General features: G+C 65.8%; 19 protein-coding genes. 11 read left to right on the plus strand and 8 right to left on the minus strand.

Annotation, left to right across the window (positions count from 1 at the left end; genetic code table 11):
- Position 1 precedes the first annotated feature (1 nt).
- Entirely contained in the window at positions 2–1,246 is a 1,245-nt protein-coding gene (locus E3227_RS03555) for an aminotransferase class V-fold PLP-dependent enzyme (protein WP_211346244.1), read from the minus strand.
- Positions 1,247–1,341: 95 nt separating this feature from the next.
- Here E3227_RS03555 and wzm point away from each other — a divergent pair, with 95 nt between their 5' ends.
- Positions 1,342–2,241 (plus strand): galactan export ABC transporter permease subunit Wzm/RfbD, encoded by a 900-nt coding sequence (wzm, locus tag E3227_RS03560; protein WP_446002662.1) that lies wholly within the window; start codon positions 1,342–1,344, stop codon positions 2,239–2,241.
- Between the two features lie 11 nt (positions 2,242–2,252).
- Positions 2,253–3,047, plus strand: a complete 795-nt coding sequence (wzt, locus tag E3227_RS03565) for a galactan export ABC transporter ATP-binding subunit Wzt/RfbE (RefSeq protein WP_144317558.1) — start codon at positions 2,253–2,255, stop codon at positions 3,045–3,047.
- Positions 3,048–3,238: 191 nt separating this feature from the next.
- On the opposite strand, the gene E3227_RS03570 is transcribed toward wzt, so the two are convergent.
- Positions 3,239–3,664, minus strand: a complete 426-nt coding sequence (locus tag E3227_RS03570) for a hypothetical protein (protein WP_144317559.1) — start codon at positions 3,662–3,664, stop codon at positions 3,239–3,241.
- Positions 3,665–3,825: 161 nt separating this feature from the next.
- Complete coding sequence (locus tag E3227_RS03575; RefSeq protein ID WP_144317560.1) at positions 3,826–4,158, minus strand: hypothetical protein; 333 nt, start codon at positions 4,156–4,158, stop codon at positions 3,826–3,828.
- Positions 4,159–4,213: 55 nt separating this feature from the next.
- Here E3227_RS03575 and glfT1 point away from each other — a divergent pair, with 55 nt between their 5' ends.
- Positions 4,214–5,119, plus strand: coding sequence for a galactofuranosyltransferase GlfT1 (glfT1, locus tag E3227_RS03580; RefSeq protein ID WP_144317561.1), 906 nt, complete (start codon positions 4,214–4,216; stop codon positions 5,117–5,119).
- Here the strand turns inward: glfT1 and E3227_RS03585 are convergent.
- Positions 5,073–5,576 carry a GtrA family protein gene (locus E3227_RS03585; protein WP_136649929.1) on the minus strand — a complete coding sequence of 168 codons (504 nt, stop codon included), beginning with the start codon at positions 5,574–5,576 and terminating at the stop codon, positions 5,073–5,075. The two genes, glfT1 and E3227_RS03585, sit on opposite strands and share 47 nt — an antisense overlap.
- A gap of 17 nt (positions 5,577–5,593) precedes the next feature.
- Positions 5,594–6,478: a plasmid pRiA4b ORF-3 family protein gene (locus E3227_RS03590; protein WP_144317562.1), complete on the minus strand. Its 885-nt coding sequence runs from the start codon at positions 6,476–6,478 to the stop codon at positions 5,594–5,596.
- 37 nt (positions 6,479–6,515) lie between these two features.
- On the opposite strand from E3227_RS03590, the gene E3227_RS03595 reads away from it, so the two are divergent.
- The 8 genes from E3227_RS03595 to E3227_RS03630 are packed head-to-tail and all read left to right on the plus strand — an operon-like array spanning position 6,516 to position 18,150.
- Positions 6,516–6,752: a hypothetical protein gene (locus tag E3227_RS03595; RefSeq protein WP_144317563.1), complete on the plus strand. Its 237-nt coding sequence runs from the start codon at positions 6,516–6,518 to the stop codon at positions 6,750–6,752.
- Positions 6,753–6,773: 21 nt separating this feature from the next.
- Positions 6,774–8,177 (plus strand): decaprenylphosphoryl-beta-D-ribose oxidase, encoded by a 1,404-nt coding sequence (gene dprE1 / locus E3227_RS03600; RefSeq protein WP_144317564.1) that lies wholly within the window; start codon positions 6,774–6,776, stop codon positions 8,175–8,177.
- Positions 8,178–8,190: 13 nt separating this feature from the next.
- Complete coding sequence (gene dprE2, locus E3227_RS03605; protein ID WP_136649915.1) at positions 8,191–8,955, plus strand: decaprenylphospho-beta-D-erythro-pentofuranosid-2-ulose 2-reductase; 765 nt, start codon at positions 8,191–8,193, stop codon at positions 8,953–8,955.
- 37 nt (positions 8,956–8,992) lie between these two features.
- Complete coding sequence (locus tag E3227_RS03610; RefSeq protein ID WP_311197365.1) at positions 8,993–10,249, plus strand: acyl-CoA dehydrogenase family protein; 1,257 nt, start codon at positions 8,993–8,995, stop codon at positions 10,247–10,249.
- A gap of 31 nt (positions 10,250–10,280) precedes the next feature.
- Positions 10,281–12,188, plus strand: a complete 1,908-nt coding sequence (locus E3227_RS03615; RefSeq protein WP_246062733.1) for an arabinofuranosyltransferase — start codon at positions 10,281–10,283, stop codon at positions 12,186–12,188.
- Positions 12,185–15,502 carry an arabinosyltransferase domain-containing protein gene (locus tag E3227_RS03620; RefSeq protein WP_144317566.1) on the plus strand — a complete coding sequence of 1,106 codons (3,318 nt, stop codon included), beginning with the start codon at positions 12,185–12,187 and terminating at the stop codon, positions 15,500–15,502. The genes E3227_RS03615 and E3227_RS03620 overlap by 4 nt, the downstream gene beginning before the upstream one ends.
- A 9-nt stretch (positions 15,503–15,511) precedes the next feature.
- Positions 15,512–17,419, plus strand: coding sequence for a M13 family metallopeptidase (locus tag E3227_RS03625; RefSeq protein WP_144317567.1), 1,908 nt, complete (start codon positions 15,512–15,514; stop codon positions 17,417–17,419).
- A complete protein-coding gene (locus tag E3227_RS03630) occupies positions 17,416–18,150 on the plus strand; it encodes an alpha/beta hydrolase (protein WP_246062734.1) in 735 nt (244 codons plus the stop codon). Before E3227_RS03625 ends, E3227_RS03630 begins: the two co-directional genes overlap by 4 nt.
- Here the strand turns inward: E3227_RS03630 and E3227_RS03635 are convergent.
- Genes E3227_RS03635 through E3227_RS03645 form a run of 3 tightly spaced genes read right to left on the minus strand, consistent with a single transcriptional unit; the run spans position 18,128 to position 19,952 of the window.
- Positions 18,128–18,901, minus strand: a complete 774-nt coding sequence (locus E3227_RS03635) for a hypothetical protein (protein WP_144317569.1) — start codon at positions 18,899–18,901, stop codon at positions 18,128–18,130. The two genes, E3227_RS03630 and E3227_RS03635, sit on opposite strands and share 23 nt — an antisense overlap.
- A gap of 10 nt (positions 18,902–18,911) precedes the next feature.
- A complete protein-coding gene (locus E3227_RS03640; RefSeq protein WP_144317570.1) occupies positions 18,912–19,661 on the minus strand; it encodes a VOC family protein in 750 nt (249 codons plus the stop codon).
- Entirely contained in the window at positions 19,662–19,952 is a 291-nt protein-coding gene (locus E3227_RS03645) for an RNA-binding S4 domain-containing protein (protein ID WP_144318583.1), read from the minus strand.
- Positions 19,953–19,955: the final 3 nt, after the last annotated feature.

The raw sequence follows: 19,955 nt of genomic DNA on the forward strand, positions 1-19,955 counted from the left end.
ACTACGCCAGCGACGCCACGGTGCGGATGAGGTGCTCGATGTCGGCCGTGGTGTTAAACGGACTCAGCGACACGGTCACGGCGCCGCCGAGCTCGCCGACGCCCATCTCGTCGGTCAGCGGCCCCTCTGGCATCAGCGACGCCACGATGCCGTGAGCAAAGAGGCGCTGCTGTACCGTCAGCGCGGGCACGCCCTTGACACCGAACGACAGCCGCGGGATGCGGTCAACTTCCGCGTCGGACTCCGCAGCGGCCTCGCCCGAAACGCCCACGATGTGCACCGCTGGCAGGGTGCCTAGGAAGGTGTGCAGCTCGTCGCGCAGCCGTTCCAGGTAGCCGGAGGTCTCCGACATGGAGGCGACGAGGCGTGAGCGGCGGGTGGAGCGGCCGGTGGGGGCGTCGACAAGCGAGGCGTAGTGGCCGATCGTCGGTGCGACCGCTCCGGCCAGGCCCGGGGACACCCCCAGATCCAGGCGCGCGGCGCCGTTGGCCGCGGGGTCGCCCACGGCGGCCAGGCGGCCGAACATGCTCTCGTCGCGGAACACCAGCGCGGCGATTTCCGGACCACCCATTTCCTTCAGGTCCACCGCCACAATGTCTGCGCCCCAGTCGTCGAAAGTGATGGGGCGGTACGGGGCGTAGGCGGAGGCGTCGACAAGCACCCAGGCTCGCGAGGCGGCGCGGACCGTCTCTGCGATCTCCGCGACCGGCGCGACAGAGCCCAGGTAGGGGTGCGCCGCGGGCACGGAAACGAGGCGGGTGGCGCCGTCGACAAGGTCCATGTACTGCCAGCCCGGCAGCGACCCGGTCGCCAGGTCAGCGGCAGCCCACCGCACGTCCGCTTCGGTGCGCCCGAGCGCCGCGGTCAGCTCCACGCGGTCGACGTTGTTGAGCACCACCGAGGAATTCTTGCCCAGCAGCGGGCGCATCGACGCGACCAGAGAGGCGTAAAGGTACACCAGGCCGGGGCCGAGCACGACGCGTTCGGGGGTGGCTCCGACGAGGTCCGCGACGGCCACGGAGGCGTCGTGAAGCAAGATGGCTGCCTCGGGCGAGCCTGAGGTCGGCTTGGAGTGCGAACCGGCGGCGGGCTCGGGCCGCGAAACCGACGTAGCCACGCGAAATGAGCGTGCAACCGCGGACGACACCCGCTCCGGAACCTGCGGGCAGTCGTGCGCGTTGAGGTAAATCCAGCCGTCGGACAGTGAGGTGTAGAGGCCACGAACGCTGGCAATGTCGTAGGCCACGCACACACCTCCTCGACCCTGATCGATGCCTATTAACCAAACCAATTATGCACACCATGACCTTGCAACGCACACTCGCAGCTAGGGTGTTTGATGTGCAGGAGAACCAGAAGTTGCGGGACCGCTTGCGAAGCGACGTCTCGCGCATGACCACCAACGCATCGAGCGAACCGCCCGCGTCAAAGTCCACGACGCTGTCCATGGCGTTTCGCGACCTCGTCAGCGGCTGGCGCCAAAACGAACTGTGGCTCCAGCTCGGTTGGCAGGACATCAAGCAGCGCTACCGCCGCAGCACACTCGGCCCGCTGTGGATCACCGTCGCCACCGGCGTGATGGCCCTGGCGCTGGGGCTTTTGTACTCCATGCTGTTCCAGATCTCGGTGCGCGAGTTTCTGCCCCACGTCACCGTCGGCTTCATCATCTGGGGGTTCATCGCCGGCTGCATCAAAGACGGCTCGGACATTTTCATTGAAAACGAGGGCCTGATCAAGCAGCTGCCCTCGGCGCTGTCGGTGCACGTCTACCGCTTGGTGTGGCGCCAGGTGCTGTTTTTGGCCCACAACATGGTGATTTGGGTGCTGCTTGTCATCGTGTTCCGCATCCCGCTGTCGCTTAATACCCTGCTCGCGATTCCTGCGCTCGCGCTGCTGGTGATCAACGGCGTGTGGGTGACCATGCTGTTCGGCATCATCGCCACGCGCTTCCGCGACGTCGCGCCGCTTCTCGAGTCCCTGGTGCAGCTGTTGTTCTACGTCACCCCCATCGTCTGGACGACCCAGACGCTGCGTGACCAGGGCGGCGAGGTTGCTCAGCGCGCCCGGATCGCTGAGCTCAACCCGCTCTACCACTACCTCGAGATCGTGCGCGCTCCGCTCGTCGGCAGGGAGGTTGCCCTCTACCACTGGGGCATCGTCGGCGCTTGCACCGTCGTGGGGCTGTTGCTCGCGCTCCTCGTCATGCGGCAGTGGCGCTTCCGCGTCCCCTACTGGGTATAAGGAGAAAACACGTGGTTTCCATCGACACCTATGATGCCTGCGTCGACTTCCCCATCTTCGACGCCAAGTCGCGCTCCCTGAAGAAGGCGGTCGTGTCCTCCGCGGGCGGCGCGATCGGCAAAAACGCCTCCAACACCGTCGTCGTCGAGGCGCTTCGCGACATCAACCTCCACCTGCGCGAAGGCGACCGCGTCGGCCTCGTCGGACACAACGGTGCCGGCAAATCCACCCTGCTGCGGTTGCTCTCCGGCATCTACGAGCCGACCCGCGGTGTCGCCGACGTGCGCGGCCGCGTCGCCCCCGTCTTCGACCTCGGCGTGGGCATGGACCCCGAAATCTCGGGGTACGAAAACATCATCATCAGGGGGTTGTTCCTCGGGCAGTCGCGCAAACAAATGCGCGCCAAAATCGACGAAATCGCCGAATTCTCCGAGCTCGGCGACTACCTCAACATGCCCCTGCGCACCTATTCCACAGGCATGCGCGTCCGCCTCGCTCTCGGCGTGGTCACCTCCATTGAGCCAGAGATTTTGCTTCTCGACGAGGGCATCGGCGCTGTCGACGCTGCCTTCATGGCCAAGGCACGGGTGCGTCTGGCGGAACTCGTCGCCAGGTCAGGAATCCTCGTCTTCGCCTCCCACTCCAACGACTTCCTCGCGCAGCTGTGCACCACCGCTTTGTGGGTGGACAAGGGCGAAATTCGGCAGGCCGGGCTGGTCTCCGACGTCGTCGAAGCCTACGAAGGGCCCGAGGCGGGCAAGTACGTCGCCGATTTGGTCGAACGGTTTCATCCTGGGGCGGTGTAGTGACAAATGTTGCGAGATCGGTGCAACATTTGTCATTTTCGCAGGTCGCTGAGCGAGGGCGTGCAACTTTTGTCACTGGCCAAGAATCATGAGTGACAAATCTTGCAAAGCAGGTGCAACATTTGTCATTTCCCCAGGTGGCAAACCCGCCCTCTGCAACATTTGGCACTCACCACCCCAAACCCCACAACCTAACCCCTAAAACCATTCGCGCGAAGCAGCGCGCTCAGCCTCTCGGGCAGTTGAGGCAACGTCCCCGAGGAGAATCGCAGCGGCGTCCACCCGAGCGCGGTGGCATCGAGGTTGATTAGAGAGTCCTTTTGCCGCTGGTCGTACTCCCAGTGGTGTGAGCCGTCGTACATGAGGCCGATCTTCGGCTCCACAAGCGCGAGGTCGAAGATCGTGACCAGGCGCGAACCACTGTAGAGGGGCATTTGCTGCTGCAAACTAAGGCCGAAACGCTGAGCAATCTGCACGGTGAGCAGCCGCATCTCTGTCTCCTTCGGCGAGTCTGCGAGAGGGCTGGACTGGGAAAGGATCTTTTCCAGCCACCGGCCGTTGACGCGGTAGCGCGCAGCGTCGCGGAGTTCGACTGCGGTCACCGAGAGGTGGCGCATGGCGGCGTCGACAAGCTGAATGCTCTCCAGCTCATCGCCACCGATAGCTTTGAGCGCGCCGCAGGTGGCGACGGCTGGGTTTGCGACGCGGAAGGGGTAGCCGTTAATGATCAGCGCCCACGCCTCGCTGTCGCGGCAGCCGCGCCGTGTGATGGTCGCGCTCAGCGCGTCGCCCGTCGCGTTCGCCGCCCGGGGAAGCAGAGCGTGGTGTCCCAGCCCTTCACGAGGTGCGGCAGGCCGTAGACGGCGAGCGCGCTGTGGCCCACGATGATGGACTCCGGGTGCTCCACCGCCAGCGCCAAGGCGCGGGCGGCGGCGGGCGCGCCGTACTCGATCGAGCGCGGGTGGGTGCGGGCGTCGGCAAGCACTGTCCACGTCGGGCGAAGCGCGCTGGTAGGCAGGAAGTGGCGCGCCGAGATCTGCTCGCAGCCCGAGCCCGGCGTGCTCTTGATGGGCCAGGGGGTGGCGTTGGTCATGCCGTCGAAAAGCGTCATGCCCTATTAGAGTCCGACGGGCCCGGCGCGGGTTCCCTGGTGCACAATAGAATCTATGACTTCGAGCTTGAGCGCGGATGGAACGACTGCGGCTGTGATCGTGACGCATAAGCGCGTCGACCTGCTGCGCCATTCGCTGCGCCAGGTCGCCGCGCAGACCCATCCGGTGGAGTGGATCATCGTGGTCGACAACGGGGCCGAGCCCGCCGTGGAGGAGTTATTGCACGAGGTCAGCCCCGACAAGGGCGTATACCTGCCGTCGCGCACCAACCTCGGCGGCGCCGGCGGGTTCGCCTACGGCTTCCTGCATGCCCTGGCGCTGGGCGCGGACGCCGTGTGGTGCGCGGACGACGACGGCCGCCCAGCCGACGAAAACGTCCTCGCCGAGCTCTACCGCGTCGCGGCCACCCACGACCTACACCAGGTCAGCCCGATCGTCGCCAACCTGGACGACCCCGAAAAACTAGCGTTCCCGCTGCGCCAGGGCCTGAGCTGGAAGCGACACACAAGCGAGCTGGAGGGCGATTTCCTCCCCCAGTACGCCTCGCTGTTCAACGGCGCGCTGATCAGCTCGCAAGCAATGGAGCGCATCGGCGTGCCCGACTACCGCCTATTCATCCGCGGCGACGAGGTGGAGTACCACCGCAGGCTGGCCCAGTCGGGGCTGCGCTACGGCACCGCGCTGACCGCGTCCTACCTGCACCCGGACGGCTCGGGCGAGTTCCACCCGATCATGGGCGGCAGGGCCCACGCGCAGTGGCCGGACAACCCGACGAAGCGCTACTTCACGTTCCGCAACCGCGGATACATCATCAACCAGCGCGGGATGCGGAAGATGAAGCTGCAGGAAGTGGTGCGTTTCGGCTGGTTCTTCCTGCTGCAGCGCAAAAACCCGCGCGAGTTTGCCCAGTGGCTTAGGTTACTGCGGATGGGGGCACGGGAGGATTTCCGTCGTCCGTAAACCGGCGCGGCTCGGCGGAGGCGACGATCTTCGTCTCCTCCTTGAAAATCACCCGGCGCTGGAGCACGAAGTTGGTCACCGTCGCTACGCCCTGGGCAATGACAAACGAGGTCGCGTCCTTCCACGGGTTGACAAAACCGAGCGCGATCAGCGGGCCCTCAGTGATGTTGTAGAGCAGCACCTGCACCGCGAACGTGGAGGCGTAGAGAAGCAGAACAGCCCCCGCCTTCTTCACCGTCACCGCGGCCTGGAAGGCGAAGCGCGAGTTGAGCACGTACGCGATCAGCGTGCCAAAACACCAGCCCACCACCTTGGACAAGTCGCGCGACAGCGGCGAGAGCTCGGTCAGCCCGTAGGTAATGCCGAAGTCGACCACGGCGCAACCGACGCCAATGATGAGAAACGGCACGAGCTGCCTTCTCACTGAAGTCAGGTAACTGGCCGGGGCTTCTTCCATAGACACGGGCAACAATCCTACCCACGAAGCAGCGCGCGGAAGGTATCCAGCCGTTCCACCGGCGCCACTTCGGACGCCCCATAGGCCCCGATCGCGGCGAGACGCACGAGCGATCCGGCGCATTTGTGGCGCACCTTCCGCGCGGGCAGCTTGGGGTGGCCGAGCGAGGCATATGTGCTGGTGATGATGCTATCGGTCGTCTCGGCATCGGCGAAGCAAGCCAGCGCCAGCACCACGGCCCAAAACGCGTCTCGCCCCGCCGCGGTCCGCTCGCGCGGGAGCTTGCTTGTCGACGCCCTCACCGACGCCGGCAGGTCCGTCTCGCGCCCCAAGTCAAGAGCTTTGAGCAGGAGCACGAAGTCGTACATCGAGGTCCGGGCGACGACATCGCGCACCTCGGCGCGGGTGAGCTTGAGCACGTCGGCGGCGATGTCCTCGCCGATCAGGTCGCGGTTGATTTCGGAGATGTTCAGCCCCTCCGTCCCGAAGGCGCCGGAGCCGGCGATGCACACGGCGGGCGGGGTAGCGTCGTCACGCGGGTAGGCCTCGACGAGCTCGAGGTCGAAGCGCCACAGGCCCCAGTGGTAGTAGATGGTGGTGCGGGCGCCGGTGAGGGCGTCGCTAAGCGTGGTGGCGGGGTCGATGACTGTATCCGGCCGCGGCTCGGCTGGCTCGGTGGTAAAACCCGCGGGTTGCGCGCTGAGGCCGAAGGCGGTGGCGACGGCGCGGGAGACGTCGTGAAGCGAGCTCGCCTCGTCGATGCCAAGGTAGCGGTAGGCCTCCTCGTCGCCGACGTGCACGGAGACGCGCAGCATGAACGTCGAGCGGCTGCCCGAGCGCGGGCGCAGCAGAGCGAGGTCGAACACGGGCGCTCTGTACTCGCTGTGCTCGCTGCCTCTCATGTCGCCCCAGCTTAGCGCTGGCGTAGACTTGGCCACCATGAGGAAGCACTACAAGGGCGATGATCCGCACGCAATCCACGAGGCCGCGCAGCGGGTCGAGGCGCCCCTGTCCGACTTCATGATCCGCCTCTTCGCCGAAGAGCTGCCGTTTCTCGACAGCGCTTCGCGCACCCGCGTCTACGACATCCTGCGCGAGCACAAGGCGGCGGGCCGCGGTGTGATCTCGTCCCAGGAGGAGCTTCCCGCGGAGATTCGTGAACTCATGGACCTCTAGCGGGCGACTAGGCTTGAGCGCATGCAACTACACACAGACGTTGAATCGCTCTACGGGTGGGGGCGCACCGCACCGTCGACCGCCCATGTGCTGTCCACCCCGGACGTCGAGGTGATCAAGCGCGCCGTTGCGCAGGTCGCTGACGACAAGGCCGCCGCGAGCCGCGGCATCATCGCGCGCGGCATGGGCCGCTCCTACGGCGACCCCGCCCAAAACGGCGGCGGCCTCGTGATTGACATGCAGCCGCTGAACCGCATCCACTCCATCGACCCGTCGACCGCGATTGTCGACGTCGACGCGGGCGTGACCCTCGACCAGCTGATGAAGGCCGCCCTGCCGTACGGCCTGTGGGTCCCCGTTTTGCCGGGCACCCGTCAGGTCACCATCGGCGGTGCGATCGGGCCGGACATCCACGGCAAGAACCACCACTCCGCGGGCTCCTTCGGCAACCACGTCGTCTCCATGGAGCTGCTCGTCGCCGACGGGCGCGTGCTGCACCTCGAGCCGCACGGCAGCACCGACGACCCGGACGGCACCCTATTTTGGGCCACCGTCGGCGGGATGGGCCTGACCGGCATCATCCTGCGCGCGCGGATCCTGATGACGCGCACGGAGACGGCCTACTTCATCGCCGACACCGCGCGAACCGACACCCTGGACGAGACGATCGCGGCGCACTCCGACGGCTCCGAGGTCAACTACACCTACTCCTCCGCGTGGTTCGACGCGATCTCCGCGCCGCCGAAGACGGGCCGCTCTACTATTTCCCGCGGCTCGCTGGCCACCCTGGCGCAGCTCGAGGAGTACGCCCCGAAGCTGGCGAAGGACCCGTTGAAGTTCAACGCGCCGCAGCTAATGACGGTGCCGGACATCTTCCCCTCGTGGACGATGAACAAGCTGTCCCTGATGGCCATCGGCGAGGCCTACTACCGCATGGGCGCGCCGGCGAAGAACCAGGTGAAGAACCTGACGCAGTTCTACCAGCCGCTGGATCTGATCGGCGAGTGGAACCGCGGCTACGGCTCCAAGGGCTTCCTGCAGTACCAGTTCGTGGTGCCCACCGACGCCGTCGAGCCGTTCAAGGACATCATCTACCAGATCCAATCCTCCGGCCATTACACCGCGCTGAATGTGTTCAAGCTGTTCGGCGAGGGCAACCGCGCCCCTCTGTCGTACCCGATGAAGGGCTGGAATGTGTGCGTGGACTTCCCCATCCGTTCCGGCCTGGGCGACTTCCTCGACCGCTTGGATGAGCAGGTCATGGAGTTCGGCGGCCGCCTTTACCTGGCCAAGGAGTCGCGCACCTCGGCTGAGAAGTTCCACGCGATGTACCCGGGGATCGCCGGCTGGCTTGAGACCCGCCGCAACATCGACCCGAATGGCGTCTTCGCGTCCGACATGTCGCGCCGCCTCGAGCTCAACTAAAGGAGTCACTTTCATGCTCAACGCAGTAGGACAAGCACAGCACATTCTTCTTCTCGGCGGCACCTCGGAGATCGGGCTAGCGATCGTGGGCGAGCTCGCCTCCCGCGGCGGCAGCCCCACCGTCACCCTCGCCGCGCGCCAAGATTCGCCGCGTATCGACGCCGCCGTGGCCGACGTCACGGCCGCCGGCGCGGGCCAGGTGCGCCTGGTCGACTTCGACGCGCTTGATGTCTCCTCGCACCCGGACGTCATCGACGCCGCCTTCCAGGACGGAGACGTGGATGTGGCCGTCGTCGCCTTCGGCACCCTCGGCGACCAGGAGCAACTGTGGCAGGACCACGCCGCAGCCGTGGAGTCCGCCCAGATCAATTACACCGCGGCCCTGTCCGTCGGCGTGCTGCTCGGCCAGCACCTCAAGGCTCAGGGCCATGGCACGATCATCGCGCTGAGCTCGGTGGCGGGACAGAAGGTGCGCCGCTCGAACTTCGTCTACGGCGCCTCCAAGGCCGGGATGGACAACTTCTACCTCCAGCTCGGCGAGGCACTACGCGACTCCGGAGTGCGCGTCACTGTCGTGCGCCCGGGCCAAGTGCGCACCAAGATGACCGAGGGCTTAGGCGAGGCCCCGCTAACCGTGAACAAGGAGGACGTCGCCCAAGCGGCGGTGTCCGCCGCGCTCGAAGGGCAGCGGAGCGTCTTCGTGCACAAGGCCTTCGGTCCGATCTCGTTCGTGCTGCAGCACATCCCCGCCCCGATAATGCGTAGGCTTAGCTTCTAACCCAATTGTTTTCGAGTGCGAAAGGATGGCATTTCCCTTGTCTGCAGCAAACACACCCGGATCCGTTGCCTACCTCGAGGGACTATCCCGCACCTCGGATTCTTTTCTCGGGCGAGTGGACGTGACCAACCTTCACAGCTCATTTAGCGAGGAAGAAAAACAGACCGCCCTGAAGGTGCGTGCGTTCGTTGACTCCGAGATCCGGCCGAACATTGCCGAATGGTTCGACAGCGCGCACTTCCCGCGCGAGATCATTGACGAGCTCGGCAAACTCGGTGTGCTGGGGATGTACATCAAGGGCCATGGCTGCCCGGGGCGCTCGCGGGTCGAGTACGGCCTGGCCGCTCAGGAGCTCGAGGCCGGTGACTCCGGGCTGCGCACCTTTGTTTCGGTTCAGGGCTCTCTCGCCATGAGCGCGATTGACAAGCACGGTTCCGAGGAACAAAAGAGCGAGTGGCTGCCGCGCCTCGCCTCCGGTGAAGCAGTCGGTTGCTTCGGACTGACTGAGCCGACCGCCGGTTCTGACCCGGCGCGCATGACCACCCGCGCCATCCAGGAACCCGGCGGGGACTGGGTGCTCAACGGCATGAAGCGGTGGATTGGCCTAGCCAACCTCGCCGACGTGGCCATCATCTGGGCGCAGACGGGCGAAGTGGGCGACGCACGCGGAGTGCGCGGTTTTGTCGTTCCCACCGATACCCCGGGTTTTGTCGCGACCCCGATCACGCAAAAGCTTGCCATGCGCGCGTCCGTCCAGTGTGACATTGACCTTAACAACGTCCGCCTTCCGGAGTCCGCGCTCCTTCCGGCCGACTCCGCGGTGGGACTGAAGGGCCCGCTGAAGTGCCTTAACGAGGCACGCTATGGAATCGCCTGGGGTGTGCTGGGCGCCGCACGCGACAGCTTCAACGCAGCCCTCGACTACACCTCCGAGCGCACCCAGTTCGGCGCGCCCCTGACCCACTCTCAGATCACCCAGGTCAAGCTCGCCGACATGGCCGTGGGCATCAACAAGGGATTTCACACGGCCATCCACATCGGCCGTCTCGCGGATCAGGGCAAGCTCACCCCGGAAATCATCTCCGCGGGCAAGCTCGACAACACTCGCATGGCCATCGACGTCGCCCGCGGCGCCCGCGCCATGCTCGGCGGCAACGGCGCGACCCTGGACTATTCCCCCTTCCGCCACGCCGCCAACCTCGAGGCTGTGCGCACTTACGAGGGCACTGACGAAGTGCACCAGCTGACGCTGGGCCGGTCGCTCACAGGAGTGGGAGTGTTCGCCCTGAGCTAAAGCGTCGCGTGGGTATGACACACTGTTACCCATGACAGACACTCGCAGTGTAGGTGCAGGCCACCGGCCCGACGCACTGCCAGCACCCGCGGTGACGTGGCGGGTGGCGGCAGCGGTGGTCGCCGGGGCACTGGCCACCTTTCTCGCGTGGGTAGCGCTCCACAGGATGTCGCTGCCCGCGTTTAACACCTCCATGGTCACCCGGGCTCTGGCCACCGCATCTTCAATGGTGCTCCTCGCCATCACGGCGGTGTTGCTGTGGGCCTGGTGGCGGGACGGAGCGTCGTCACGCGTGCGCCCCCGTTGGCGGACGGTGCTGACAGAAGCCGTCGCCACGCTCGCACCGGCAGGCCTCGTGGTCACCTCCCTCGGTATCCCGCTCGCGGCCACGCGTCTCTATCTCGACGGCATCCAGGTTGACCAGGGATTTCGCACACAGTTCTTGTCGCGGATGACCGAAACCATGTCCAACCAGGACATGAACTACTTCGGATTGCCCACCTTCTACCCCATCGGGTGGTTTTGGCTGGGTGGACGAATGGCGAACGCGGTGGGCATGGATGGCTGGGCGGTGTACCAGCCGTGGGCGTTGGTGTCGCTGGCCGCGGCTGCGGCGGCGCTAACCCCTGTGTGGCGCGCGCTGACTGGCTCGCTTCCCGTCGCTGCCGCGATCGCGCTGGCCACCACGGCGATCGTTCTGACCGAAACACCAGATGAGCCGTACGCGGCGATCGTCGCCATGTTTGTGCCGGCAGCCGCGGTCGCCGCGGGCACGGCGCTGAACGGTTCGTGGGCAACCACGGCGGCGCTTTCCGTGTACCTCGGCCTGTCGGCAACGTTCTACACGCTGTTCACCGCGATTACCGCGTTGTCCGTCGTGGTGCTGGCGGTGGTGTACTACGTGGTAAACAAGCGCTCGTGGGAGCCGATCAAGCACCTGGTGGTGATGGGCGTTGGCTCGATCCTCATCGCGCTGATCGCGTGGGGCCCGTACTTGTACGCCCTCGTTTTCGGCGACTACCAGGCCCGTTCCACGGCGAACCACTTTTTGCCCGTCTGGGGCACTGCGTTCCCACTGCCGTTTTTCACTTTCTCCCTCATCGGGCTGCTCAGCCTGCTGGGCCTTTTCTACCTGTGCATCAAGATCCGCACTTTCTTCGCCACCGGCCTCACAGTGACCATCGCCGTGTGCTACGCGTGGGCGCTGGCCTCGATGGTGACGCCCCTGGTGGGAACGACGCTGCTGGGGTTCCGCCTCGAGGTGCTTATTGTGCTGTTGTTCGCTACCGCCGGCATTCTCGCGTTGCACTTGCTTGAGATGCCGTCGCCGGGCGCGGCGGCAGCCGCGACCATCTTGGCTGTGGCTGCTGGGCTGGCCTATGTCCAGCAGATCCCGGGGCAGAACCAGGCCCACATCGACCAAGCGTACGCCGACACCGACGGCAACGGCGAGCGCGCCGACCGCTTCCCGCCGGATGCGGGCCGCTACTACGCCGACATCAGTGCCTACATCTCCGAGCACGGCTACGAGCCTGAGGACGCGGTGGTGCAAACCGACGAGATTAACTTCATGGCCATTCACCCCTACTACGGGTTCAACGCTTTCACCAGCCACTACGCCAACCCACTCGGCGAGTACGACCTGCGCGTCGACGAGCTGACGCGCTGGGCGGAGGGATCCTACGACGACCTCGAAGACCCGGACGCCATGCTCGAGGCCCTCGATTCCGCCCGGTGGCGCGCCCCCGACGTGTTCGTCTTCCGCGGCAACCTCGACGACCCGGAAGAACCACTCAAGACCCACGTCGGGCACGACATTTTCCCCAACGAACCGAACATGGTTTACGAGCGACTGTACTTCAACCCGGCGTCATTTGATTCCCCCGCGTGGGACTCGGAACAGATCGGCCCCTTTGTGGTGGTGGTCCGCAACCGATGACTAGCACAGTAAGGTCCAACGACGTGAAAACCTCTGCCCTCGTTTACTCCCGCATTACCATCGTGTCCGGCCTGCTCGCGTTCGTGAGCTTCCTGCTCACGCCGTTCCTGCCGGTCAACCAGGTGCAGTCGCAGTTGAACTGGCCGCAGAACGCCTCGTTGTCCTCGGTCAACGCCCCGCTGATTTCGCTGGCGCCGGATCAGCTAGAGGTGACCGTCCCGGTCGCCGAGTCCATCGATGCCCTGCGCGAGGGCGAGTCACTGATCGTGGGCACGCTGCCGACCTCCTCGACGAAGGCGACGGACAGGGGCCTGTTTGTCACCTCGCCGGAGGGCGGGATTGTGGTCACCTCGGTCAACGAGGTGATCTTAGAGCTCACGCCGGAGCAGGTCGCAGACCTGCCGGCGGGCGCGCAACTCGTGGTGCGCGCAACACCCGACGGCACGGCCGCGGAGATCCCCGGCACAAAGTTCGCGGAAGACACCGAGGACGACCTGCGCCCCCAGGTCACCGGGCTCTACACCGAGCTCGAGGGCGATACGCAGGCGCTTGTCGACGCCGGCCTGGGCGCCCAGGTAGACATCAACTCGCGCTTCACCTCCACGCCGTCGGTAGCAAAGCTCGCGGCGATGCTGATCGGCCTGGCCTCGACCGCGGTCGCGCTGTGGGCGCTGTGGCGCCTCGACGGCCTCGACGGCAAGCGCTTCCCCTTCTTTAGCCGCGAGTGGCGCACGTTCAAGCCGCTCGACGCCTTGGTGCTGACCATCCTTGGTTTCTGGCACGTCTTCGGCGCGAACACCTCCGACGACGGTTACCTGCTCACGATGGCGCGGGTGGCCAACGAGTCGGACTACATGGCCAACTACTACCGCTGGTACGGCGTGCCGGAATCACCGTTCGGCTCGCCTTTCTACGACATCTTGTCGTGGCTTTCCCTGGTCTCGACCGCGTCGATGTGGATGCGCCTGCCGACGCTGATCGCCGGAGTGCTGACGTGGTGGATCCTCTCGCGCGAGATCCTGCCTCGCCTGGGCCAGTCCCGGCGCGCGAGCTTCTGGACAGCGGCGTTTGTCTTCCTCGCGTTCTGGCTGCCCTACAACAACGGCACCCGCCCCGAGCCGATCATCGCCCTTGGACTGATCGCCACGTGGGCATCGTTCGAGCGCGCGATTGCCACGAATCGCCTGTTCCCCGCGGCGATCGGCACGATTTTCGCCGCGTTTACGCTGGCCTGCGGCCCGACGGGCCTCTCGGCGGTGGGCGTGTTTCTGGTCTCGCTGCCGTCGATGCTGCGCATCATGCACAGCCGCCTCGATGCCGCGCCGCGCCTGGCGTACATCGCCCCCTTCCTGGGCGCGGGCTTCGCCGTGATGGTGCCGGTGTTTCATGACCAGACCCTGGCAACCGTGCTCGAGGCCACCTCGGTGCGCTCGGCGGTGGGCCCGGCGCTAGAGTGGTATTCGGAGTGGGTGCGCTACGGCACCTTGTTCGAGCAGACTGTCGACGGCTCGATGACGCGCCGCTTCCCCACCTTCATCTTCCTGTTCAGCATCGGCCTGATCCTGTGGGCGCTGTTCCGCTTCAACAAGATCCCCGGCGCGGCACCCGGCCCGACCCAGCGCCTGCTGCTCATCGTCGGCTTGTCGACGTTCTTCCTCATGTTCACCCCGACGAAGTGGACCCACCACTTCGGTATCTACGCGGGCCTGGGCGGCGCCGCGGCGGCGCTCGGGGCGGTCGTGCTGTCGCAGGTTGCGCTGCGCTCGGCGCGCAACCGCACGCTGGCGCTCGCGGCGGTGGCGTTCATCATGTCGCTCACGCTCGCCGGCTGGAACGCCTGGTGGTACGTGTCCTCCTTCGGCGTGCCGTGGTGGGACAAGACGGTGCAGCTCAAGGGCGTCGAGGCGAATACGATCATGCTGCTGATCACCCTGCTGCTGTTCGTGATCGGCATCTTCCAGTCCTTTACCCGCAACCAGCAACGTGTCGACGGCGGGCGCTTCGCCGGGGTGGTGTCCGCACCGATCGCTGTCTTCGCGGTGCTGATGGTTGCGTTTTCTTGCCTGACGTTTATCAAGGCCTTCGTGGACCAGGCGCCCGCCTACTCGGTGGGGATGGGCAACGTGCGCACGTTCGGCGGCAACCACTGCGCGCTCGGCGCGGATGTGTTGCTGGAGACCGACACGAACGACTCCTTCCTCACCCCGCTGGGAGTGCCGCTTGCTGAATCGCTCGATTCCGACGACAACCGTGGTTTTTACCCCGACGGCGTGCCGTCGTCGATCGTGCCCGAGAACTCGATCGCGGCGAATACGGACGCGCGCACGGACGCCAACGACAACGCCACGGCGGCTTCCATCGACACGCAGACCGGAAACCAGAACACGCAGAATGACCAAACGGACAGGGAGCAGTCGACCAGCCGCACAAACACGCAGGGCAACCGCGCCGATTCCCTGCGCGGCGTGAACGATTCGACTGTGCGCCTGCCGTTCAACCTGGATTACAACAGGGTCCCCGTGATGGGTTCCTACGCCGATGATGCCACTGGCTCGGCGTACCTCGAATCCGCCTGGTTCGAGCTGCCCGAGGCAACCGAGGACGCCCCGCTTCTGGTCACCTCGGTGGCGGGGCGTATCGCGCACAAGGACATCAACGGGGTCGAGCAGGACGGCACCGACCTGGTTCTCGAGTACGGAAAGAGGCGCGCTGATGGGGGCGTCGAGAAGCTCGGCGATGTGGTCATGCTCGACCAGGGCCCGAAGCTCGCGTGGCGCAACCTGCGCTACCCCATTGAGGACCTGCCGGAGGACGCCGACGTGGTCCGTCTCGTCGGCGAGGACGACTCGCTGGCCGAGCGCGACTGGATGGCGGTCACCCCGCTGCGCGTGCCGACTCTCGCCCCGCTCGGTGACGTGTTCGACGCCGATACCCCGGGCCTGTTGGACTGGTCGGTGGCCCTGCAGTACCCCTGCCAGCGCACGTTCAACCACTACGCGGGCGTGACCGAGATCCCCGAGTTCCGCGTCATGCCGGACGCGCCGGGCAAGCAGCAGCTCTCCGGGTTCATGGACTTCCTCGGCGGCGGTGCCCTGGCCACCGCGGAGGCGGTGAACTACTCCTACGAGATCCCCGGCTACCTGGCCAACGATTGGGCCCGCGACTGGGGTTCCATTGCCAAGTACGAGCTGCGGACGAATTCGCAGGGTGATGCGCCGGAAGAAGCCGATATCGACTACAGCGTGCACTCGCGGTGGGGCTGGTGGAGCCCGGGAGAGATGAAGATCCGTGATCCCGAGGAGGAGAAGGAATAGAGTGGTGGTATGAACGACCTCTTTGAGCTAGTCAACGGCCAGTGGGTGAAAGACCACGAGATCCCTGCGGACCGCGGCATCGACGGCGCCTTCTACGCCCTGCGCGACAAGGCCGAAGAAGACGTGCGTGCGTTGCTGAGCGACGGCGCCGGCCGCGGCGGCGACATCTTCCAGTCCTTCATGGACACCGCCGCGGTCAATGCGGCCGGCATCGAACCGCTGAACCGGGATCTCGAGCGCCTCGAGGTCGCCGACATCGCGGAACTGGCGCGCAATTTCGGCGTGCTTGAGCGCGAGGGCACCGGAGGCCCGATCTCGTTCTGGGTGGAGAAGGACTCCCGCAGCGAAGAGTCAGTGGCTTACCTGGTGCAAAGCGGTCTCGGGCTTCCGGATGAGGCGTACTACCGCGAGCCCCAGCACGCGAAGCTGCTCACGCAGTACCGCAAGCACGTGGCCACCATGCTCGAGTTTCTCGGCCCCGCCCACCTGCTCGGGTTGCCGGCTGTGGTGGCGGCGGAGCGGATCGTCAACATGGAGATCCAGATCGCGGCGAGCCACTGGGATGTGGTGCGCTCGCGCGACGCAATCGCCACCTACAACCCGGTCGATTTCGCGGACTTGCCGCCGCTGATCCAGGAGATTCTGCGCGGCGCGCGTGTCGATGGCGGAACCATCATCAACATGATGCCCTCCTACACCGAGGCGTTGGCCGGAATGCTGCGCCCGGAGACGCTGGCGGATTGGCAGTTGTGGGGCGCGTGGACTATCTTGCGCTCCCGCGCTGGTGTGCTCACGGAAGAGATCGGGGAGACGAACTTCGCTTTCTACGGCACGAAGCTCTCCGGCGCGCCGGAGCAGCGCGACCGCTGGAAGCGCGGAGTCAGCCTTGCAGAGTCGCTCGTGGGTGAGGAGATCGGTCAAAAGTACGTCGCCAAGCATTTCCCGCCCGAGTCGAAGGAGATGATGCTGGAGCTGGTTAACTACCTGATTCAGGCGTACCGCGATCGGATTAGCCAGCTCGAGTGGATGAGCGAGGAGACGCGCACGCGCGCGCTGGAGAAGCTCGCGCAGTTTTCCTCCAAGATCGGCTACCCGGACAAGTGGCGCAGCTTTGAGGAGCTCGAGTTTGACCCCTCGGGCGCTGCCCTCGTGGACAACGTGCGCACGGGCGCGGCTTTCGAGCACGATTTCCACGTGGCCAAGCTGGGCAAGCCCGCCAACCGCGACCAGTGGGTGACCACTCCGCAAACGGTCAACGCGTTCTACAACCCGGTTGTCAACGACATCACCTTCCCTGCGGCGATCCTGCAACCCCCGTTCTTCGACCCGAAGGCCGACGCGGCGGAGAACTTCGGCGCGATTGGTGCGGTGATCGGCCACGAGATCGGCCACGGCTTCGACGACCAGGGCTCGCGCTACGACGGCCTGGGCAACCTCAACTCCTGGTGGACCGACGCCGACCGCGAGCGCTTCGAGGAGCTCACGTCGAAGCTGGTCAAACAGTTCGACGGGCTCGTGCCCTCCGTTCTGCAGGGCCGCGAGGGCGTCTCGGGGGTCAAGGGCGACTTCACCCTCGGCGAGAACATCGGCGACCTCGGCGGTCTCGGCATCGCGGTGGTGGCCTACAAGATGTACCTCGCCGAGCACGGGCTTGACGACGGCCCCGCGCTCGCCTTCGACGACCTCGACGGCGAGTTCACCGGCTTCCAGCGCCTTTTCTTGGCGTGGGCGCGCGTGTGGCGCTCGAAGGTGCGCCCGGAAATGGCGGCCCAGCTGCTCGCCATCGACCCGCACTCGCCCAACGAGTTCCGCTGCAACGTCATTGCCGGCAACATCGCCGAGTTCTACGAGGCCTTCGACGTGCCGCAGGATTCCGCGGTGTGGGTGGCGCCGAATGATCGGGTGCAGATTTGGTGACATCGAAGCTTGAGCAGGGCTCGCTTGACGACGACTACCCCATCAACGACCAGTCCAACCCCGACTTCAACGTCGGCGGCGTCAAGCGCACCCTTCCAGATGAGCTGCAGCTCGAGCAGATCGTCTCCTACATGGACGCGACGTACCCGCGCCCCTCGGATGCGGGAGAGCTGGACCGCTACCTCGCGCTCCTTCCCGACCGGTTGACCCACGCGGCGATGCTGATGCTGGGCTCCGCCGTCGACCATGCGATGCCGGGCGTCGCCTTTGCCGGCGAGGTCGGCCTCGAGAGCACCGAATTCGGGCCGCTGCTGCGCCCGAGCCACTCGTCGGGCGTGTGGGTTGTCGCGCGCACCCCGCTCGGGCCGCGCGCCCGCGAGTTTGCGTGGCAGCCGGAGGTCGCGGGCGCGGCGGAGCTGTCCGGGGCGGTAATCGTCGATGTCGACAGCCGCGAGCTCGTCGAGCCGGCCATCGAGTTCGCGCGGAGCCAGGGTGCGACCGAAGTGGTGGCGTGGCTGCACCTCGACGTGTTCGCCACCAGCGCGGGTCGCACGATTGTCAGCTTCCCGCGAGATTCGTCGGACGCGCCCGAGGGCGCACTGGTGCAGGTGCCCAAAGGAACTGGGCCGGGCCGCGAGTACTTTTCCACCGGCGAGATCTCCACACCTGCCGAGGCACGGCGCAGGATCAGCGACGTCGCCGACTTCCTTACGTCAGGTCCAGCTTCGTAATTTCCACCGGTGCCGGCTCGCCGGGAGTCCAGCTCTCCCGTGTGAGCTGGAACTGCGACTCCGGATCTTCGCGCTCGATTATTCCTGCGCGGACGTCCTCGGTGTTGTCGCTGGCGTCGCCCCAGGTCAAGGCGGCGACCACCCAGACATCACCGTCGGTTTCACCGAAGCCGACGCTGCCGGTTTGCGATACCCTGTCGTCGGACCACCCCGACTTAATCCCCCCCACGTTATCCAGATCGGCCACGCCGAAGAGCTGCTCGAAACCGTCGCGGGCTGTCTCCGGTTTGTCGATCATGCCGTCGAGAAGCGGCTTGGCGCGCGGGTCCCAGAGGATGTCGGTGACGAACTTTGCCACGTCGTAGGCCGAAGTCACCGTCCGGCCCCACGACCCGTAGCGGGCGGTTTCGGTCAGATCGAAATCTTCCGCGATCTCATCGATCGCCTCTGGGTACTTCCGGTCCAGGCGCTGGGCGTAGCCGTCGTGGGAGACAGCAATCATGTCCTGGACCAGCTCCTTGTCCTCCTCCGTGCCGTTGTAGAGCACCCAATACCCCAGGTAGAGCTTCGACAGCGACAGTGCCGGGCGCTCCTCGAGCGCGTTGTCGGAGCCCGACCAGCTCCCGGCCGGGCGCACCACCGCCAGGGCGGTGCGGTCGCTGGAGTAGCTCGGGTCGACCTGATAGGCGTGGGCCGGCGCCGCGGCGAGGCACATCACGACCAGCGCCGCCACAAGCTTTTTCACGTGCATTTTTCCTTGACTAGAGGTCCAGAACGGAGTCGGCCTCGCCCACCTCGTCGTCGGCGACCGGCGGATCGATCTCGCACAGGGTCACGGTGGCGCCGGTGGAGTCGGCGATCACCGTCAGCGGGCCAAACGGGGACATGTGTGGCGCGATGAGTACCTCGCCGCCGAGCTCGGCAACGCCGCGGCTGGCGCGGGCAACGTTGTCCACCCCGAGGTAGACACCCCAGAAGCCCTGCTCGATGTCGTCGACGCGCATGCCGAGCACGGCGGCGCCCTCTACCGTGGCCGTGTAGTAGCCCTCGGAGCGGTTGACCTGCCAATCAAACAGGTCCGCGTAGAAGTCGATGAGGCTTTCCTCCGCGCCGATGTACTCGTACCAGACCGGGGTGCCGGGCTCGCCGGCGGCGACGAACTGGTCCTCGCCGGCCGGGTGGATCACGCCGAACACCGCGCCCGCGGGGTCCGCGCACAGCGCCATCCGGCCCAAGGAAACCTCAGCGGTGGCGAGCACGGTCCCGCCGCGTTGCTGCACCGCGCGAGTGATCCCGTCGACGTCTCGGGTGAGGAAGTACACCACCCAGCCGTTTTCCTCCTGGGGCACGAAACCCGCGATGGGCAGGCCCTGCATGCGTGCTACGGCGTAGGAGTCTTGCGAGACCTCCCAGTCGAGCAGCTTTGAGTAAAAGTAGCTGGATTTGCGCAGATCAGAGGTGAGCAGGTCCTGCCAGTACGGCATTCCCTCGAGCGCCTGGAAAGCGGGCATCTACAGGTTCCTCCACTTCTCCGGGTCGAAATCGTCGTTGGCGGTGCGCTCGTCGAAGTAGTCGTCGTCGCCACCGCCGCCGGCGATGACTGTGGCGGTGGTACCGGCGACGGAGACCACGTCGGCGTCGCCAAGCGAATGCCCCCGCGATGTGACAACCTCACCGTTGACGGAGACCTCGCCGGAGGCGATGAGCTCCTTGGCGTGGCCGCCTGATTCGGCGAGGTTGGCCAGCTTGAGGAATTGCCCGAGCTTGATCGAGTCCGAACTGATGTCGACGTCCATGAGCATGTA

The organism is Corynebacterium sanguinis (assembly GCF_007641235.1).
Classification (GTDB): Bacteria; Actinomycetota; Actinomycetes; order Mycobacteriales; family Mycobacteriaceae; genus Corynebacterium; species Corynebacterium sanguinis.

Bases quoted from the DNA above. Each gene is read 5' to 3' on its own strand.
- dprE1 (WP_144317564.1), top strand. From the start codon at position 6,774: ATGCAACTACACACAGACGTTGAATCGCTCTACGGGTGGGGGCGCACC.
- dprE2 (WP_136649915.1), top strand. From the start codon at position 8,191: ATGCTCAACGCAGTAGGACAAGCACAGCACATTCTTCTTCTCGGCGGC.
- E3227_RS03590 (WP_144317562.1), bottom strand. From the start codon at position 6,478: ATGAGAGGCAGCGAGCACAGCGAGTACAGAGCGCCCGTGTTCGACCTC.
- glfT1 (WP_144317561.1), top strand. From the start codon at position 4,214: ATGACTTCGAGCTTGAGCGCGGATGGAACGACTGCGGCTGTGATCGTG.
- E3227_RS03625 (WP_144317567.1), top strand. From the start codon at position 15,512: ATGAACGACCTCTTTGAGCTAGTCAACGGCCAGTGGGTGAAAGACCAC.
- E3227_RS03585 (WP_136649929.1), bottom strand. From the start codon at position 5,576: ATGGAAGAAGCCCCGGCCAGTTACCTGACTTCAGTGAGAAGGCAGCTC.
- E3227_RS03570 (WP_144317559.1), bottom strand. From the start codon at position 3,664: ATGCGCCACCTCTCGGTGACCGCAGTCGAACTCCGCGACGCTGCGCGC.
- E3227_RS03635 (WP_144317569.1), bottom strand. From the start codon at position 18,901: ATGCACGTGAAAAAGCTTGTGGCGGCGCTGGTCGTGATGTGCCTCGCC.
- E3227_RS03615 (WP_246062733.1), top strand. From the start codon at position 10,281: ATGACAGACACTCGCAGTGTAGGTGCAGGCCACCGGCCCGACGCACTG.
- E3227_RS03640 (WP_144317570.1), bottom strand. From the start codon at position 19,661: ATGCCCGCTTTCCAGGCGCTCGAGGGAATGCCGTACTGGCAGGACCTG.
- E3227_RS03595 (WP_144317563.1), top strand. From the start codon at position 6,516: ATGAGGAAGCACTACAAGGGCGATGATCCGCACGCAATCCACGAGGCC.
- E3227_RS03645 (WP_144318583.1), bottom strand. From the start codon at position 19,952: ATGCTCATGGACGTCGACATCAGTTCGGACTCGATCAAGCTCGGGCAA.
- E3227_RS03620 (WP_144317566.1), top strand. From the start codon at position 12,185: ATGACTAGCACAGTAAGGTCCAACGACGTGAAAACCTCTGCCCTCGTT.
- E3227_RS03575 (WP_144317560.1), bottom strand. From the start codon at position 4,158: ATGACGCTTTTCGACGGCATGACCAACGCCACCCCCTGGCCCATCAAG.